Origin of the sequence: Phaeobacter sp. JH20_34 (genome assembly GCF_048056095.1) — a bacterium.
Classification (GTDB): Bacteria; Pseudomonadota; Alphaproteobacteria; order Rhodobacterales; family Rhodobacteraceae; genus Phaeobacter; species Phaeobacter bryozoorum.
The window spans coordinates 46701-63641 of record NZ_JAYMWT010000019.1; the positions used below are offsets into that span (position 1 = coordinate 46701).

Genomic DNA, 16941 nt, shown 5'->3' on the forward strand with positions numbered 1-16941 from the left:
GCTCTCCCCGCCCCTTGAACAAGAAATAGGAGTACGCATCATGCGTCGCGTCGTCGTCACCGGTCTGGGCATCGTCTCGTCCATCGGGAACAATGCCGAAGAGGTTCTTGCCTCTCTCAAAGCAGGAAAATCTGGCATCGAGGCCAGCCCCGAAATGGTCGAGCATGGCTTTCGCAGCCAAATTGCGGGAACGCTCAAGCTGAATGTTGCTGACCATGTCGACAAGCGTACCCTGCGTTTTATGGGGGCTGGCGCGGCCTATGCTCATATAGCGATGAGCCAGGCAATTGCCGATGCCGGCCTCTCCGAAGATCAAGTGGTGAATGAGCGGACCGGTCTGGTGGCCGGTTCGGGCGGACCGTCCACATCGGCCATGCTGGCAGCCCATCAGACCGTGCTGAAAACCGGGGCCACGAAGCGGATCGGGCCGTTTGCCGTTCCCAAGTGCATGTCTTCCACGATCTCGGCAAATCTGGCCACAGCCTTCAAAATCAAAGGTATCAACTACTCGATCACCTCGGCCTGCTCGACCTCGCTGCACTGTATCGGCAATGCGGCTGAGCAGATCATGATGGGTAAGCAGGATGTGATGTTCGCCGGTGGTGGCGAGGAACTGGACTGGACCCTGTCGTGCCTGTTCGATGCGATGGGCGCGATGTCGTCCAAATACAACGACACGCCGGAGAAAGCCTCCCGCGCGTTTGATCAGGACCGTGACGGTTTCGTGATCTCTGGTGGCGGCGGTATCGTCGTGCTGGAGGATCTGGATCACGCCCTGGCGCGCGGTGCCAAGATCTACGCCGAAGTGACCGGCTTTGCCGCCACCTCCGATGGCCACGATATGGTCGCCCCCTCCGGCGAAGGCGGCGAGCGCGCCATGCGTCTGGCCCTGCAATCCCTGCCGGACGGCCGCAAGGTGGACTATATCAACGCCCACGGCACCTCGACCCCGGTCGGCGACGTCGGCGAGATCGAAGCGGCCCGCCGGGTTTTCGGCGCGGGCAACGTGCCGCCGATTTCTTCGACCAAATCAATGACCGGTCATGCGCAGGGCGCGGCGGGCGCACTGGAGGCGATCTTCTGCCTTCTGATGCTGGACAATGACTTCATCACGCCGTCGATCAACGTCGACACGCTGGCCGAGGGCATCGAGCCGGGAGAGGTCGCAACCCAGCTGGTGGAAAACGCGGGCCTTGACAGCGTAATGACCAACAGCTTCGGCTTTGGCGGCACCAATGGCTCAATGGTATTGAGCAAATACAAAGGATAACGGCGGATGTCAGGAGTATTGACGGGCAAACGTGGCCTGATCATGGGGGTCGCAAACGACCGTTCGATCGCTTGGGGCATCGCCAAGGCCATGGCCGATGCGGGGGCCGAACTGGCATTCACCTATCAGGGTGAAGCCTTTGGTAAACGGTTGGAACCGCTGGCCCAGAGCGTTGGCAGCGACTTTATGGTCGATGTGGACGTCACCGATGATGCGTCGCTCGACACCGCATTCGAGCAATTGGCGGCACGCTGGGACAGCGTCGACTTCGTGGTGCACGCCATCGCCTATTCGGACAAGACCGAGCTGACCGGACGCTTCCTCGACACCAGCCGCGAGAACTTCAAGAATTCGATGGATATCTCTGCCTATTCCTTTGTCGAGGTGGCGCGCCGCGCCTACCCGCTGATGAAGGCCAATGGCGGCACGTTGCTGACCCTGACCTACCAGGGATCGAACCGAGTGGTGCCCAACTACAACGTGATGGGTGTCGCAAAGGCGGCATTGGAAAGCGCCACGCGTTACCTGGCCAATGATCTCGGCCCGGAAGGCATCCGTGTGAACGCCATCTCCCCCGGCCCGATGAAAACCCTGGCAGGGGCCGCCATCGGTGGTGCCCGCAAGACGTTTAAACATACGGCTCAGAACGCCCCATTGCGCGATAACGCCACGTTGGAAGCGGTTGGTGGTACAGCCGTCTATCTCGCCTCCGACGCAGGGGCCTGCACGACGGGCGAGATCATCCGCGTCGACGGTGGTTTTCATGTCCTTGGCATGCCGCAGCAGGACAATCTCTGACCTGCTGCCAATCCCTGTCACAAGAACCAAGGGCACCCAGCGGGTGCCCTTTCTTGTTGCTGTCTCCGCTTGACATCACTGTTCCTCAGCCAGTTCTGAAAGAAGCTGCTGCATGAGATCAGCCGCGGGCATAGCACGAACTCCGGCAGCGCCCTGCCCGGCCCATTGCGCGCCATATCCGGGCTCGCCAGCCTGCTTCGCCGCAGTGTTCAGGGCTTTCCCGGCATCATAGGCAATGGGGTAATCCGGAATGATCGTCGGATCGAGCTTCTGCGCAAGGTCGGTGAAACGGTTTCTCAGACAGCGGGCCGGGCGCCCTGAAATTACCGTCGTCATCTCTGTTTTCGGATCCGCGGCCAGCAAGGCGGCCCGATAGCCCGCACCGGCACTGCTCTCGGGACAGGCGATGAACGCGGTGCCCAACTGCGCAGCAGCGGCACCTGCTACCAGCGCCTTTGCGATATCGGCACCGGTCATCAACCCGCCTGCGGCGATCACCGGCAGGTTCAGGTTGGTGACCAGTTCGCGGACCAGTTCAAGAGTTCCAAGCCTGGAATCCGCGCCGCGCGGATCAAAGATACCCCGATGGCCTCCGGCCTCCCACCCCTGTGCAACAATGGCGTCGATCCCGGCGCTCGCCAACACAGCAGCCTCGGCAAGTGAAGTTGCTGTGGCCAGCAAGATGATGCCGGCTGACTTCAGAGCCGAGATCACCCCCTGCGGCGGCAAACCGAAGTGGAAGCTGACAACTGCCGGGCGCTGCGCAATCAGCATCTCCTGCATATCGGTATCAACGCAGAAGCTGGTGTAGATTTCGCGCAGCGCCTCCGGCGGCGCCGTATTGTAGCTGTGAAACACCGGTGCCAAGGCGCTGAGCCAGGCCGCCTCGCGGGAGGGATCCTCAAGCGCTGGCCGGTGGCAGAACACATTGACGTTAAAGGGTCGGCCAGTCAGTGCCACCGTTTGACGCAGCATCTCCTCAGCCTGGTCGATGTTTGCCGCTCCGATACCCAGGGCGCCCAACCCACCGGCATTGCTGACAGCCGCCGCCATCTGGGGCGTGCTGACGCCGGCCATGGGAGACTGGAGAATCGGCACGGACATACCCAGACGATCCATCAATGCGGCTGACGTAGAAATATCAGTCATTCCGTCCTCTTTCACCACGGCATATCCCGCTGCAAAAGAGCCGGTTTGACGAGGCGGCGCAAGAGGCACCGCCTCAGATGCGATCAGTTGATCGAGACCAGCTCGATATCAAAGATCAGGTCTTTGCCTGCCAGGGGATGATTGGCGTCAAGGGTCACAGTCGCCTCGCTCACCTCAACCACGGTCACCGGCAGCACTTCGCCGGTTGGAGCCTGCATCTGCAATTGTGTTCCAACCTCAAGCGGGATGTCATCAGGGATCCCTTCACGCGGAATGCTCTGCCGCGCCTCGTCGTGGCTGGGGCCATAGGCCTGATCCGCGGGAATGTTGAGCGTTTTCGTCTCGCCTGCGGCCATGCCGAGCAGACCGGCGTCCATACCCTCGATAACCTGACCAGAGCCGACGGTGAACTCAAGCGGCTCGCGCCCTTCAGAGCTGTCAAAGACACTGCCGTCTGTCAGCTTGCCTGTGTAGTGGATGCGTACGGTATCGCCGCTTTTTACCTCGGTCATGGGACCTCCAGTTGCTTTCACGTTACAAAGGCGCGCACAGTATAGGACACCACCGTGATGTAAACCCGATGATCCGAAGCAGCCCCGGTCGCACCGTTCCCGGGCGTCCGCAGAGCGGCGGGAAATGATTGTGGCTGGAATTTGCGCCCCGTTTGCGCCTAGGCTGGGACAACCGCAGGACATCGAACCGGAGGCCCCATGGCAATCAGCACCTGTATCTTTGATGCCTATGGCACATTGTTCGATGTGACAGCGGCCGCACGGCAAGCTGCAGGTGAGCCGGAATTTCCGCATCTGATCGACCATTGGGCAGAGCTGGCCAACCACTGGCGGCTGAAGCAGCTACAATACACTTGGCTGCGTGTAATCACAAACTCACATGCCGATTTCTGGCAGGTCACCCAGGACGGGTTGGATTGGGCCATGGAGGCCACCGGCCTGAGCGGTGACCCGCAGCTGCGAAAGCGCCTGCTGGATCTCTACTGGCAGCTTCAGGCCTATGATGAGGTTCCGCAGATGCTGCGCGCCCTCAAGACTGCGGGCCTGCAGACCGCAATCCTCTCCAACGGATCACCCGAGATGCTGGACGGAGCCGTTCAATCCGCAGGGGTCGGCGACCTGCTGGACGATGTGCTCTCTGTCGAAAGCGTTGGTGTCTTTAAACCGGACCCGCAGGTCTATGACCTTGTCGGCAAACGCTTTGGCTGCCAGCGCGATGAAGTGCTTTTCGTGTCCTCCAACGGCTGGGACGCTGCCGGTGCGGCGGGATACGGGTTTACCACGGCTTGGGTGAACCGAAGTGGTGAACCTATGGATCGCCTGCCGTGGAGGCCGCATCACGTGCTGAGGAATCTGGCCAGTATCCCTGACCTGGCGGGGGGATAAACCCGTGCTGAACACGCCACGCGCACTCTCATATTTTACCAGCTCTGACGGGCTGGAGCTGGCCTATGACGATCCAGACTTCGCCCCCCAGACAACAGCCATTTCCCGCCCACCCCTATTGTGCCTGGCAGGGCTCACACGCGACGGGCAGGACTTTCGCTACCTGCGGCCGCATATTCATGGCCATCGCCTGATCACCCTGGACGCCCGGGGTCGGGGCCGGTCTCAATATGCAGACGATATCCACAGCTATTCGGTCCCGCGCGAGGCGCAGGATGTGATCGAGCTGATGGACCATCTGGGCATTGATCGCGTGACGCTACTCGGCACCTCGCGCGGCGGGTTGGTGGCGATGGCACTGGCCGCTCTACACAAGGAGCGATTGGCCGGTGTGATCCTGAACGATGTCGGGCCAGAAATTCCGGCAGATGGGATCACCCGGATTATGGCCTATGTCGGATATCGTCCGGCAGCCAAAACCCACGAAGAAGCCGCCTCCGCGCTTGCGACCCATATGGCGCCAGCGTTTCCCGATGTGCCGATGACACGCTGGCGCGAAGAAGCCGAGGTTTTTTACACGCAGACCCGGACGGGTTTGGCGCTGCGCTATGACGCCCGGTTGCGTGAAGCTCTCTTGGCGCAGGCTGCAGCGGGGCCAGCGCCGGATCTCTGGCCATTGTTTCAATCACTTGAAGGTCTGCCCTGCGGCGTGATCCGCGGCGCGAACTCCGACATTCTGACGGCTGAGACCTACGAGAACATGCAGCGCCGTCTGCCGGACCTGATCGCCATGGAAGTGCCGGATCGCGGCCATGTCCCGTTTCTGGACGAACCCAAGGCGCTTGCCCTTATCCACCGAATTCTCGAGGTCGCCCAATGACATCCTTTGCCGCAATCAGTGCCGCTGCGGAGCGCCTGCGGGGCCACGCCCGCGAAACGCCGTTGCTCTCCTCCCCCTTTCTGGACGACATCGCGGGTCGCCGGGTACTGATCAAGGCCGAGTGCCTGCAACATACCGGATCGTTCAAGTTCCGGGGGGGCTGGGCCGCGCTGTCTGCGCTCAGCCAGGATCAGCGCAAGAAAGGCGTGCTTGCTTATTCAAGTGGCAATCATGCGCAGGGTGTGGCCGCAGCGGCGGCCGCCCATGGCACACCCGCCGTGATCCTGATGCCGCAGGACGCCCCAAGAATTAAGATCGCCAACACCCGTGCGCTCGGCGCAGAGGTGGTGCTGTTCAATCGCGCCACCGATAATCGTGACGCCATTGGGGCAGAGCTGGCAGAGGCTCGCGGCCTCACCCTGATCAAGCCCTACGACGACGACGAGGTCATCGCCGGTCAGGGCACAGTTGGTCTGGAAATCGCCCGACAGGCTGCTGAACAAGACGTGACCGAGGCGGATGTTCTGGTCTGCTGCGGCGGTGGTGGTTTGACTTCGGGTGTTGCCCTGGCGCTGGAACAAGCTGCGCCAAAAATGCGGGTTCGCCCCTGCGAACCGCAGGGGTTCGATGACGTTGCCAGGTCACTGGCCGCCGGGCGGATCTGTCGCAATGAGACCACGGCCGGCTCACTCTGTGACGCTATTCTCACGCCTGCACCCGGCGAAATCACCTTCCCGATCCTGGCACGGCTCTGCGGTTCCGGAATTGCTGTCAGCGAAGACGAGGCCATGCACGCCATGGCGCTGGCCTATTCGAGGCTCAAAATCGTGCTGGAGCCTGGCGGTGCTGTCTCGCTGGCGGCAGCATTGTTTCACGCAGACCACCTCAACGGATCGAGCGCGATTGCCATTGCGACCGGTGGTAATGTCGACCCCGCCATTTTTGCCGAAGCGCTACAAAAGTTCGGATAGGCTTCACACTCGCACCGGTCGATCCGGTGCCCTTCGCCCCTGGAGTGCCCCTATGACCGAGTTCACTATCGCCTCCTTCAATGTGAAGAACCTGATCGGTCCCGATCAAGAATACTACAGGTTTCAAAGCTACACGCCCGAGGAATATGCTTGGAAATCCGATTGGTTGGCCGATCAGCTGCTGACGCTCGATGCCGATATCGTGGGGTTTCAGGAAATCTTCGATGAGGCGACGCTGCGCGAGGTGGTCGCCGAAACCGATCGGCGTGGCAAACAGGTAAACGCCGCGACCCTGCCCGATCGCTCCAAACGCTATCACCGCAAGGCCATATTCCGCAAACTCGTCTACACGCCCTATACCGATGCCAAGCTGGCCTATGCTGCCAATACGAATGACCACGACACTCCGGGCAAGCGTCGCCCCGGTCTCGCGATTCTGTCACGTACGGGTTTTGTGGAACCGGTCGAGATTATTCAGGACCTGCCGCTGCCGCTGGATATCCCGATGGCCTGCCTGGGCGGCGAGGATGACGCAGGCTACTACACGCTGCGACGGCTGTCTCGACCGATCATGAAGGCCCGCATTCCCGTCGCGGACCAGATCATCAGCGTATTCAACTGCCACCTGAAATCGAAACTGGGCGAGTTCATAACACCACTTGGGGCGCCTTATGCGCCCGAAACCGTGCTCACGGCTTATGATGCCAGTGGGCGGGCCATGGGCGCGTTGCGGGCCGCTCTGCGGCGTATGGCCGAGGCCTGGGTTCTGCGCCGCGCCATCCTGGACGAGCTGGAACAGGACCGGCCGGTCATGGTCCTGGGAGACTTCAATGATGGCGAGGATGCCGTCAGCTCTGAAATCATCAGCGGCGAGACACCGTTTCGCAACTACTCCTGGATGCTGCGGCATGACGCTCGCCACTCGGGAGATCGCTACAATCCGGACGAAGACCGTCAGATCAGGGAGATGATCGACCGGGTTCGCCTGCGTTCGGCGGAAAAGCTGTTTCTCAAGAAATCTCTCCGTGACGTGGTATACACCACCACATTCGGAGGCGTGCACCAGAGCATCGATCAGATCTATATGTCCCGCCATTTTGATCCCGAATGGACAGGGGCCATCGGCGAAATGCAATATTTCAGCGTCTTCAACGACCACCTTACTGATGGCAGCCACCCCGAAGCGCCTTATAACAAGCTGGCCTCCGACCATGGGCAAATCATGGCCCATATGCGGCTCGAGACTGCCGAATAGAGCCGCGATCCAGCCGCATGGCGGTGCTCGGATCGGGTTTACGTCCTGAAACACGCAGGCTAGGGAAGCGCATCGAATAAGCTCAGGAGGAGTTCCATGCCGCTTGCAGATCTGGGTGACATCCGGGTGAACTATCAATTGGATGGACCGCCTGACGGCCCGACGCTGGTGTTCGCCAATTCCCTCGGCACCGATCTGCATGTCTGGGACGACGTGGTGACGCGCTTGCCGCCGTCGCTGCGCATCATTCGCTATGACCTGCGCGGCCATGGCGGCACGTCGGCCACGCCCGCTCCCTATTCGATGGGCGCTCTGGTACGCGATGCCGAGCGTCTGCTGGATCATCTGGGGGTGCGGGACTGTATTTTTGTTGGCTTATCGATCGGCGGGATGATCGCGCAGGGGCTGGCCGTCAAGCGGCTGGATCTGATACGCGGACTGGTGCTCTCGAATACGGCGGCCAAGATTGGCACCGCCGCCAAATGGCAACAGCGCATTGATGCGATCAAGCAGGATGGGCTTGATTCGGTCGCCGACACGATCATGCAGAACTGGTTTGCTCCAGCCTTCTACAGGTCCCCGGAGCTGGCCCATTGGCGCGCCCAGCTGCTTGGGCAATCGGTCGAAGGCTATATCGGCTGCTGCGCGGCCATCGCCGGAACTGATTTTTACACCCCAACCAGCGGCCTGCGCCTGCCAACCTTGGGCATCGCGGGATCGGATGATGGTGCAACGCCGGCAGATCTGGTTCGCGAAACGGTGGATTTAATCCCCGGATCAAGGTTCGAGCTGATCCGCCGCGCCGGACATCTTCCCTGTGTCGAACAGCCCGATATCTTTGCCGACCGTTTGGTGACCTTCCTGAGGGAGCTCGGGCATATTGACTGATCTGCTGCTGGTCCACGGCTCCTGCCACGGTTCGTGGTGCTGGCGCGACGTCCTGCCTCAACTGGAAGCACGCGGGATCAACGTACGAACCATCGACCTTCCCGGCCCTCGTATAGGCGGCAACGCGCGGTGGTGCGATCCAGTCGCTGTCACTTTGGAGGAAACCGTAGCCGCTGTCCGCGACGCCGCGCGATCAGAGACTATCGTTGTGGGCCATTCCTGGGCCGGCTACCCGATTTCAGCCGCAGCCGATATCGGCCCACCGCTGCGTGGATTGATTTACCTTTGCGCCTATGTCCCCCGGAATGGCCTGTCGATGATCGACATGCGCAAACGCGGCCCAAGCCAACCGCTCATCGGCAAGGTTTTGAAAACCGCAGACGGGCAAAGCTACTGTTTCGACCCCGAAGCCGCACCGGATCTGCTATACCACGATTGCCCGAGGTCAGTGGTGGAGTATGCGCTGTCGCGACTGGCACCGCAACCGATCAGGCCGCAAGACACGCCCGTGAAACTGGGTCCACAATGGGCCGCGACACCAAAAGCCTATATTCGATGCACCCAAGATCGCGTCATCCCGCCAGAATATCAGGCAGAAATGGTGGCGGATTGGCCCACTGATCGGATAAAAAATCTCGACACGTCACATTCGCCGTTCTTTGCCGCGCCCGATCAACTGGCAACGGTGATGGCAACCATAGTGAAAGATCTCTGATGGCCGCTTCTCTTTTCGACAGTCAGCTCTATGCCGCGCTTTTTCCTGCCGGAGATGTCTCCCGGCTGTTTTCAGACAGTGCTGAAATCCGTGCCATGCTGCTGGTCGAAGGTGCGCTAGCGAAGGCGCAGGGCAAAGTCGGCATTATCCCCGAAGACAGCGCCGCCGCGATCGGACGCGCCGTGATGGAGGTCGCTCTTGATCCTGGGGCACTGGCTGCCGCGGCTGGGCAGAACGGCGTGCCGGTTCCAGGTCTGGTCGCAGCGCTGCGGAGCGAGATGAGCGCGCCGGAACATGCACAATATGTTCATTGGGGCGCAACCTCGCAGGACATCATGGACAGCGCGCTGATGCTACGCCTGCGACAGGCGCTTGCGGCGGTGGAAGGAGATCTGATGGCGCTGCTGGCCCAGCTCTCCGATTTGGCTGAAGCCCATGCCAGCCTGCCGATGGCCGCACGCACCTACGGCCAGCTGGCCACGCCAACAAGTTTTGGCGCTGTCGTGGCAGCCTGGGGACAGCCCCTGCTTGGGCTGTTGGACGAATTGCCAAGGTTGCGCGACAGCTGTCTGCTGGTGTCACTTTCAGGCGCCGCGGGCACCTCTGGCGCGCTTGGCCCCCGGGTTGCGGAGCTGCGCGCAGAACTGGCCGCTGGTCTGTCGCTCGCCGATCCGGGTCGCAGCTGGCATACCGACCGCACGCCGGTCTTGCGTATTGCCGATTGGTTTACCCGGGTCTGCGTTGCATTGGGCAAACTGGGTACTGACTGCCTCGCCCTCCGTCAGAGTGGTATTGATGAGATTGCGATCAGCAGTCGCGGCGCCTCATCCACGATGCCACAGAAGCAAAACCCGGTAGGCGCCTCCGCATTGGTTGCGCTGACGTCGCAGGCAAACGCCCAGCTCTCGGCCCTGCATCATTCTGCTGGCCATCAGCACCAACGGGACGGCACAAGCTGGCTCGGCGAATGGTTAAGCCTGCCGCAGACCGTTTTCTGCGCCGCCAGTGCCGTGCGGATTGCCAATTCCATGACCCGGGGGCTGACACCGGATGTCGACCGCATGCGGCACAATCTGAACGCTGCCAACGGTACCATTCATGCCGAAGCGTTGAGCTTTGCTCTGGCTGAGCATATGCGGCGCGGTGAGGCGCAGGCGATGGTCAAGGAGCTCTGTGCCAAGGCTGCCCAAGACGGAAAGTCGTTGCAGGAGATCACGGTCGCGCATTATCCAGAGCTTGATCACACCGCGATCTTTGACGCAGCACGGCAACTTGGCTCTGCCCCGGAAGAGGCACAGCAATTTGCGAAAAGCGTCACCGCCCTGCAAGCAAGACGAAATCCCTCCTGACCCGGCGGTGATCGGCGCAACCGTTTCCCTGCCCCCTGCGCCAATTCGTCTTCAAGATACGACGCGTCACAGACGGTTTCGGGCTTGCGGGCTCGCTTCCCCCGGTCCACCGTGACCACTAAAAGGGGAGAGACGCGACATGCCTATCGTTAAAGCAGCCGTATGCCATCAGTTCGGCAGCCCGCTTGTGATCGAGGATGTCCAGCTTGCCGCGCCGCGTAGCGGTGAAGTGGAGGTCACACTGGATGCCGTCGCGATCTGCCACAGTGATATCTCCTATGCGGAGGGTGCCTGGGGTGGTTTCCTGCCCGCTGTCTATGGTCACGAGGCTGCCGGCGTGATCAGCGCCGTTGGCGAGCATGTTCATGGCTTCGCCGAAGGCGACAGCGTGGTCGTGACCCTGATCCGCTCCTGCGGCAGCTGTCCCAGCTGTGCAGGGGGCGCTCCAACGCTGTGCGAGACCCCCTATGATGCTATCAATGGCCCGCTGAAAACCCTTGCAGGTTCCCCCCTGATGCAGGCCATGGCCTGCGGTGCATTTGCAGAACGGGTGGTGGTTGACCAACGCCAGATTGTGAAAATTCCGGCAGATCTGGGTAAAGACGTTGCCGCACTTCTGTCCTGCGGCGTGATCACCGGTATCGGCGCTGCGGTGAACGCCGCCCAGCTGCGCGCAGGCCAGGATGTTGTGGTGATTGGTGCAGGCGGTGTCGGCCTCAATGCGATTCAGGGCGCCCGCATCGCCGGCGCCCGCCGCATCGTCGCTGTCGACCTCAGCGAGGATAAGCTGGCCATTGCCGAAGAGTTCGGGGCCACCCATACGGTTCTCGGCAGTCTGGATGCCCCTTGGAAGGCCGCCTACAAAGCGCTTGGCGGTCGCGGTGCAGATGTCGTCCTGGTCACCGTTGGTGCGATCCCCGCCTACGATCAGGCCACAAGGTATCTCGGTGTCGGTGGGCGCATGGTGATGATCGGCATGCCCCATTCCGGCGCGAAAGCCAGCTACGAACCCGTGATCATGGCGGCTATCGGTCAGGGCATGATCGGGTCGAAAATGGGCGACGTCGTTATCCAGCGCGATATTCCATGGATGGTAGACCTCTACAAACAAGGACGTTTGAAGCTGGACGAGCTGATCTCCGGCCGGTGGCGGCTTGAAGAGATCAATGCAGCGATCGCAGACACCAAGACGGGCTCGGCGCGCCGCAACATCATCGTTTTCGACCAATAAACCGTTCAGTAGCCACGGGGAAATGACATGAAACTGCAAGACCTCGACATCATCGTCACAGCCCCACCCGCGCCCGGCTGGGGAGGGCGCTATTGGATCCTCGTCAAACTGACCACCGATACCGGCATCATCGGCTGGGGCGAATGCTACGCGGCCTCGATCGGCCCAGACGCGATGAGCCACGTGATCCGTGATGTATTTGACCGCCACATGCTGGGACAATCGCCAGAAAACATCGAATGGATGTTCCGACGGGCGTACTCGTCAGGTTTCACCCAGCGGCCCGACCTCAGCGTCATGGGCGCATTCTCAGGACTGGAAATCGCCTGTTGGGACATTCTCGGCAAGGATCGCGATCGTCCGGTTCACGCACTCATCGGCGGGCGAATGAACGAGCGGCTGCGCGCCTATACTTATCTCTATCCGCAGCCCCATCACGAGATGGATGCGTTCTGGAACAGCCCCGAGCTGGCAGCTGAATCCGCCATTGCAGCTGTGGAGAACGGATATACAGCGATCAAATTCGACCCCGCCGGTCCCTATACGATGCGCGGCGGGCATATGCCGGCGCAATCTGACATCACGAAATCCGTCGCCTTCTGCCGAGCGATCCGTGAGGCTGTGGGAGATCGTGCCGACCTACTGTTCGGAACCCATGGCCAGTTCACGCCCGCCGGCGCCATTCGGTTGGGGCAGGCTCTTGAACCCTATAGTCCCTTGTGGTTCGAGGAGCCGACCCCCCCCGATTTGGTCGCGGATATGGCCCGTGTCGCTGAACGGGTGCGCATTCCCGTTGCCACCGGAGAACGACTGACCACCAAGGCTGAGTTTGCCGCTGTGCTGCGCGCTGGCGCGGCCGAAATCCTGCAACCCGCATTGGGGCGGGCAGGTGGCATCTGGGAGGTCAAGAAGATTGCGGCCATCGCCGAGGTTTTTGGTGCCCAAATGGCACCGCATCTCTACGCCGGTCCGGTGGAGTGGGCTGCCAATATCCAGTTGGCGGCGTCGATCCCGAACCTTCTGATGATCGAGACCATTGAAACGCCGTTCCACATGTCTTTGATCAAGCAGAGCATCACGATCGAAGCTGGGTTCGTCATCCCCTCGGACGCCCCCGGCCTTGGTATCGAGGTAGACGAAGATCTCGCCCGCGCCGATCCATTCGAGGGAGACGATTTGCACCTCAATATGCAGGATGCCCCCTGCAACTACGCCGATGGTAACAGTTTTGTCGGCGGCGCGCCGCCCAAAACCAAATAACAGAACTACCCGTCGCAGTAGGATTTCGAACCTGTCGCGCATGCGCGCCGCCTGTCTGACCATCCGGCCTGCGCGTGCCCTGCCACAAGTCTCGGCCGCGCTAGCTCGACACGTAGCCAGCAACCACCTGCAACAGTTTGAAAGCCGTTGCGGCATCGTTTTCGACAACTGCAAGGAACTCCTCCTCACCGATCCGCAAACACGTCAGCTCGCTTTCGGCAATCATGCTCAGCGCCCTGGGTTCCTTCCGGATCAATCCCAGTTCGCCAACCAGACGACCGGCACCGACCTTGGCTACGAGACGGCTGTCATCACCTTCCTGCGGCAGATATAGGCCCGCTTCGCCCTCCAGAATCATATAAGCGCCGTCACTCGCTTCATCGTCCTTGAGAAACACCGTGTCACCAGCCTTGGCGGTATACCAGCGCGCCCCAAAGGCAAGAAGCCGGAGCTGGCGACGGTTGAGCTCGGAGAACAGCTCCGTTTGCTCAAGCGCCCGTAGTTTCCGTGCAAGATCAGCACTGCCCGCACCATCACTGACCGCATCCGCAGCGGGGGTGTCACTCACCAACCGGCCCTGGCGAAGCTCATAATAACTGTCGAAGACATCCGGGCTTTCGAAACTGCTGCCCAGATAGATCAGCGTCGTCTCTGGCAAAAGATGGCGCAGGTTCTTGTGAATGGCGATGCGTGTATCCAGATCGTAGCTCGCCATTGCAGCGTCTAGGATCAGGATATCCGGGCGCTTGATCGAAGCGCGTGAGAAGGCAAGCGGCTCGGCAAAGCTGGCTGCAAGCCCCTGCCCGCCTATCGCAATCGGCAGATCAAAAATCAGCTCAACAACCCGATCACGCACGCCGTTCTCGACAAGAACCTCTGAGACCAGCTTCTGCACCTCCTCGGCTCGCCCGCCGGCGCTATCGGAAATCTTGCCGAACAGGGCATTCTCGAGCACCGTCAGACCCGGAGCAAAGGCCCCCTCATCAAGCGGCTCGAAAATATCACCCAGCGTCGCCATCAACTGCTTGGAGTGGCTTTGGCGGAACGCAAGAATGCGCTCTTCTATCTCATCGCTGAACGCAGCACCGATTTGTTCGGCAGAGATGCTGAAAGGCACGATAAGTAACCGCGCAAGTTCTTCATGGCTCAGCGTAGAGACGCCATCGTTCCGGGTCTTGTCGACCAGCGCCAGCGCCCCCTCATAGGCCGAAGCCTCCAGCCCAAGCTTGCGAAAGAGCGGATGATCGGTACCGTCAATGCCAAAGATCTGCCGCAGCATTTCCACCACGTCACGGCTGAGCGCGACGAGATCGACGTCAAGATCGAGTGCCCTGAGTTGATCCAGAAAATCATTCTGTTGCCTCAGGACGTCTTCGGTGATCCGCGCTTGCGTGGTTGCATAGAGAAGGTTCTCCGCCACCGGCAGGGCCGGATTGTACCGATCTGACGCCAGAAAGTGCACGTATTGTTCCAGGCCCGCCTTGGTAACCGCCTGCTGCACCTTTGGCCGCAGTTCGACCAGCTGATGCGCCAATTCTGAATGACTCTTGGCATCAAAACGCTGTTCGACGCCACGACGGAACAGGGCGGTATCGGACCCGATCCCCGACACCAACCGCAGCCACCAGTCGCGCAGCTCCGCCTCGCTGGAGAACCCGGCCAGGCTCGGGTCCAGCCAGGAGGCGTCCAGTGGATCTGGGCTGTTACCCGCACGCTGCGCCACATCATAGCGCCGCAGGTCCTGCGCGGTACCAAGCGGCCGCTGCCTGATCGGCATCATCACATTGTCGCCAAAAGAGCCTTGAAACAGCACCGGGCGGGACGTGGCATGACCGATGCGGGCAGCGATCACCGCCTGATGAATTTCACGCATGTTCTGGTCATCGATACAGACCTTGCCCGCCGAAGGCAGCAATTCGCGGGTCAACAATCCCGCCAACGCACGGCGATCCTCCTCCGAGGGCGCGGCAACCCCGATCACCTTGCCTGCCGGGAAGCGGGCATTGAGATCTTCCAGAACAAGATTGCCATCCGCATCGCGGACGTTGACCCCCTCCACGACGATATCGCCCCGAAGCCGTTTCAGATCCTCGGGAGCGCCCGTCATCAAGGCCTCATCGACCATGCCGGGCGGGTCAAATCGCTCCAGGATCACATCCCAGCGCAACGCCATATCCTGCGTCTGGTTGTAATAGGCCAGCAGTTCCTTCCAGGGCGATGCCAAGTCCTTGTAGGCGGCAAGGGCTGCAACCAGTGCACCGAGCGAGACCTTGCCTTCAAGCACCAGATAGCCGCCAACTGCATAGAACAGAAACGGTGTCAGCTGGGTAATGAAGTTGTTGAGAAACTTCATGAAGAATTTTTTCTGATAGATCGCAAACCGGATGTCATAGAGCCATCCGAGCCGATCCGTGATGACAGCCATCCGGTAACGCCAACCGCCGTTCAGACGTAGGGTAGATGCGCCAGCAGCGCTTTCGCCGATCTCGGAGGCCAAAGCGCGGATCTGATGAATACGCTTCTTGTTCAACAGGTTGATTTGCCGCTGCAACATCGGGATCAACCAGCCCTGCAAGGGAATTAGCGCAACCGCCGCCAGACCGAACCAGACACTCTGCATGAACAGAAAATAGAGGATCGTCAGCATCTGACCGGCCTGTAGCACCGGCTGGCTGACCGCATCCCCCATCAACCCCCCCATCGGCTCACTTTCCGAGGTGATCATAGACACCAGTTCGCCCTGGCTTACCCGCTCGAAATACGGCTGTGGGAATCGCACAACACGCGAGATCAACCGATAGCGAAACCGCCGCAGCATCCGCTCGGCCAGAACCCCCTTCATCGTGTTGATGCGCATTTTCAGCAGACCATGCGCGAGAACCGCCAGAAGAAATCCACCGCAGAGAAGCCAGAGATAATGCAGCTGGTTCAGCTCGTACCCAAGCAGGTCAATCGTGGAGCTCTGCGCCCCGATAGCATCGTTGATGATGCGTTTTGGCAGTTCCAGAGTAAGATAGAGAAGTGGAAACAGGCAGGCCGTGACCACCAACAGAACCAGTTGGTCGCGCTTTGAGTAGTTCCAGATAAACCGAAAAAGAGTGCGTTCTATGGGACGGCTCCGAAATGGAAAATGTTACGGAAACTGATCCCGATATGCCTAGCCCGGATTGCCAGTTGCAGGCAATGGCAAGACGGACGTCACACGCCGTGTCGTCCGGCTCAATCCAGCTGACCTTGCCCAAAGCCTATCCAGATGACGGAGCGTCGTGGCGATTAGTGCCACAGGCCATTTGCCTGTTTCGAAAAAATACGTAAGCTTTCAGCGCGCGACACAAAACGGGGCCATTGCTTTGACAGACCACCTCGCATCCCTTTTGGGATTGCTTTGCCTGCTTCAGATCAAACACATGTTTGCGGATTTCTACCTGCAAACACCCAAGATGCTCTCGGGTCGTGGTGAATATCTGCATGCCGGACGGGCACAACATGCGGGCGTGCATGTGATGGGATCCATTATAGCCTTTGTTATCATGGGCGCTCCGGTTGGCTTCATCTTGATCATCTGCGCGCTGGAATGGGTGGCACATTTCAACATCGACTATTGCAAGGCCTGCTATTCCAAACGCAAGGAACTGGCACCGAATATGGCTGTCTACTGGCGCGCGATGGGCACCGACCAGGCCTTACACCAACTCACCTATCTTGCGATGGCAGCTGCCTGGGCGCATGTCAGTTTCGGCTGAAAGCCGAAGCAGCGCGACCTAAGCTGTCGGCGCCC

Annotated in this window: 15 protein-coding genes; 12 read left to right on the plus strand and 3 right to left on the minus strand. The window is 60.4% G+C overall.

Annotated elements, in window-relative coordinates; genetic code table 11:
* Window positions 1-40 precede the first annotated feature (40 nt).
* Together fabB and VWZ81_RS13420 are read left to right on the plus strand one after the other, a co-directional pair.
* A complete protein-coding gene (gene fabB, locus VWZ81_RS13415; RefSeq protein WP_340544416.1) occupies window positions 41-1270 on the plus strand; it encodes a beta-ketoacyl-ACP synthase I in 1230 nt (409 codons plus the stop codon).
* A 6-nt stretch (window positions 1271-1276) separates the two neighbouring features.
* Window positions 1277-2068 (plus strand): enoyl-ACP reductase FabI, encoded by a 792-nt coding sequence (locus VWZ81_RS13420; protein ID WP_340544415.1) that lies wholly within the window; start codon window positions 1277-1279, stop codon window positions 2066-2068.
* A gap of 75 nt (window positions 2069-2143) precedes the next feature.
* On the opposite strand, the gene VWZ81_RS13425 is transcribed toward VWZ81_RS13420, so the two are convergent.
* The gene (locus VWZ81_RS13425; RefSeq protein ID WP_416543310.1) at window positions 2144-3217 is read right to left on the minus strand and encodes an NAD(P)H-dependent flavin oxidoreductase; all 1074 of its coding nucleotides are present in this window, start codon (window positions 3215-3217) and stop codon (window positions 2144-2146) included.
* A gap of 83 nt (window positions 3218-3300) precedes the next feature.
* Window positions 3301-3729 (minus strand): FKBP-type peptidyl-prolyl cis-trans isomerase, encoded by a 429-nt coding sequence (locus tag VWZ81_RS13430; protein WP_340544413.1) that lies wholly within the window; start codon window positions 3727-3729, stop codon window positions 3301-3303.
* Between the two features lie 198 nt (window positions 3730-3927).
* On the opposite strand from VWZ81_RS13430, the gene VWZ81_RS13435 reads away from it, so the two are divergent.
* From VWZ81_RS13435 to VWZ81_RS13475, 9 genes are all read left to right on the plus strand, one after another.
* Complete coding sequence (locus VWZ81_RS13435) at window positions 3928-4614, plus strand: haloacid dehalogenase type II (protein ID WP_416536512.1); 687 nt, start codon at window positions 3928-3930, stop codon at window positions 4612-4614.
* A 7-nt stretch (window positions 4615-4621) separates the two neighbouring features.
* Entirely contained in the window at window positions 4622-5494 is an 873-nt protein-coding gene (locus VWZ81_RS13440) for an alpha/beta fold hydrolase (RefSeq protein WP_416543421.1), read from the plus strand.
* The gene (locus VWZ81_RS13445; protein ID WP_416543311.1) at window positions 5491-6465 is read left to right on the plus strand and encodes a threonine ammonia-lyase; all 975 of its coding nucleotides are present in this window, start codon (window positions 5491-5493) and stop codon (window positions 6463-6465) included. The genes VWZ81_RS13440 and VWZ81_RS13445 overlap by 4 nt, the downstream gene beginning before the upstream one ends.
* 52 nt (window positions 6466-6517) lie before the next feature.
* Window positions 6518-7720: an endonuclease/exonuclease/phosphatase family protein gene (locus VWZ81_RS13450; protein ID WP_416543312.1), complete on the plus strand. Its 1203-nt coding sequence runs from the start codon at window positions 6518-6520 to the stop codon at window positions 7718-7720.
* 96 nt (window positions 7721-7816) lie between these two features.
* The gene (gene pcaD, locus VWZ81_RS13455; protein WP_416543313.1) at window positions 7817-8608 is read left to right on the plus strand and encodes a 3-oxoadipate enol-lactonase; all 792 of its coding nucleotides are present in this window, start codon (window positions 7817-7819) and stop codon (window positions 8606-8608) included.
* Window positions 8601-9323 (plus strand): alpha/beta fold hydrolase, encoded by a 723-nt coding sequence (locus VWZ81_RS13460; protein WP_416543314.1) that lies wholly within the window; start codon window positions 8601-8603, stop codon window positions 9321-9323. The genes pcaD and VWZ81_RS13460 overlap by 8 nt, the downstream gene beginning before the upstream one ends.
* Entirely contained in the window at window positions 9323-10672 is a 1350-nt protein-coding gene (locus VWZ81_RS13465) for a class-II fumarase/aspartase family protein (RefSeq protein ID WP_416543315.1), read from the plus strand. The genes VWZ81_RS13460 and VWZ81_RS13465 overlap by 1 nt, the downstream gene beginning before the upstream one ends.
* Window positions 10673-10811: 139 nt before the next feature.
* Window positions 10812-11903: a zinc-binding dehydrogenase gene (locus tag VWZ81_RS13470; RefSeq protein ID WP_416543316.1), complete on the plus strand. Its 1092-nt coding sequence runs from the start codon at window positions 10812-10814 to the stop codon at window positions 11901-11903.
* A gap of 27 nt (window positions 11904-11930) precedes the next feature.
* Complete coding sequence (locus VWZ81_RS13475; RefSeq protein ID WP_416543317.1) at window positions 11931-13163, plus strand: mandelate racemase/muconate lactonizing enzyme family protein; 1233 nt, start codon at window positions 11931-11933, stop codon at window positions 13161-13163.
* 100 nt (window positions 13164-13263) lie between these two features.
* On the opposite strand, the gene VWZ81_RS13480 is transcribed toward VWZ81_RS13475, so the two are convergent.
* Window positions 13264-16221, minus strand: coding sequence for an ABC transporter transmembrane domain-containing protein (locus tag VWZ81_RS13480; protein WP_416543422.1), 2958 nt, complete (start codon window positions 16219-16221; stop codon window positions 13264-13266).
* A 292-nt stretch (window positions 16222-16513) separates the two neighbouring features.
* On the opposite strand from VWZ81_RS13480, the gene VWZ81_RS13485 reads away from it, so the two are divergent.
* The gene (locus tag VWZ81_RS13485; RefSeq protein ID WP_340544401.1) at window positions 16514-16906 is read left to right on the plus strand and encodes a DUF3307 domain-containing protein; all 393 of its coding nucleotides are present in this window, start codon (window positions 16514-16516) and stop codon (window positions 16904-16906) included.
* Window positions 16907-16941 lie beyond the last annotated feature (35 nt).

Bases quoted from the DNA above. Each gene is read 5' to 3' on its own strand.
- VWZ81_RS13430 (WP_340544413.1), bottom strand. From the start codon at position 3,729: ATGACCGAGGTAAAAAGCGGCGATACCGTACGCATCCACTACACAGGC.
- fabB (WP_340544416.1), top strand. From the start codon at position 41: ATGCGTCGCGTCGTCGTCACCGGTCTGGGCATCGTCTCGTCCATCGGG.
- VWZ81_RS13425 (WP_416543310.1), bottom strand. From the start codon at position 3,217: ATGACTGATATTTCTACGTCAGCCGCATTGATGGATCGTCTGGGTATG.
- VWZ81_RS13475 (WP_416543317.1), top strand. From the start codon at position 11,931: ATGAAACTGCAAGACCTCGACATCATCGTCACAGCCCCACCCGCGCCC.
- VWZ81_RS13465 (WP_416543315.1), top strand. From the start codon at position 9,323: ATGGCCGCTTCTCTTTTCGACAGTCAGCTCTATGCCGCGCTTTTTCCT.
- pcaD (WP_416543313.1), top strand. From the start codon at position 7,817: ATGCCGCTTGCAGATCTGGGTGACATCCGGGTGAACTATCAATTGGAT.
- VWZ81_RS13450 (WP_416543312.1), top strand. From the start codon at position 6,518: ATGACCGAGTTCACTATCGCCTCCTTCAATGTGAAGAACCTGATCGGT.
- VWZ81_RS13435 (WP_416536512.1), top strand. From the start codon at position 3,928: ATGGCAATCAGCACCTGTATCTTTGATGCCTATGGCACATTGTTCGAT.
- VWZ81_RS13445 (WP_416543311.1), top strand. From the start codon at position 5,491: ATGACATCCTTTGCCGCAATCAGTGCCGCTGCGGAGCGCCTGCGGGGC.
- VWZ81_RS13420 (WP_340544415.1), top strand. From the start codon at position 1,277: ATGTCAGGAGTATTGACGGGCAAACGTGGCCTGATCATGGGGGTCGCA.
- VWZ81_RS13470 (WP_416543316.1), top strand. From the start codon at position 10,812: ATGCCTATCGTTAAAGCAGCCGTATGCCATCAGTTCGGCAGCCCGCTT.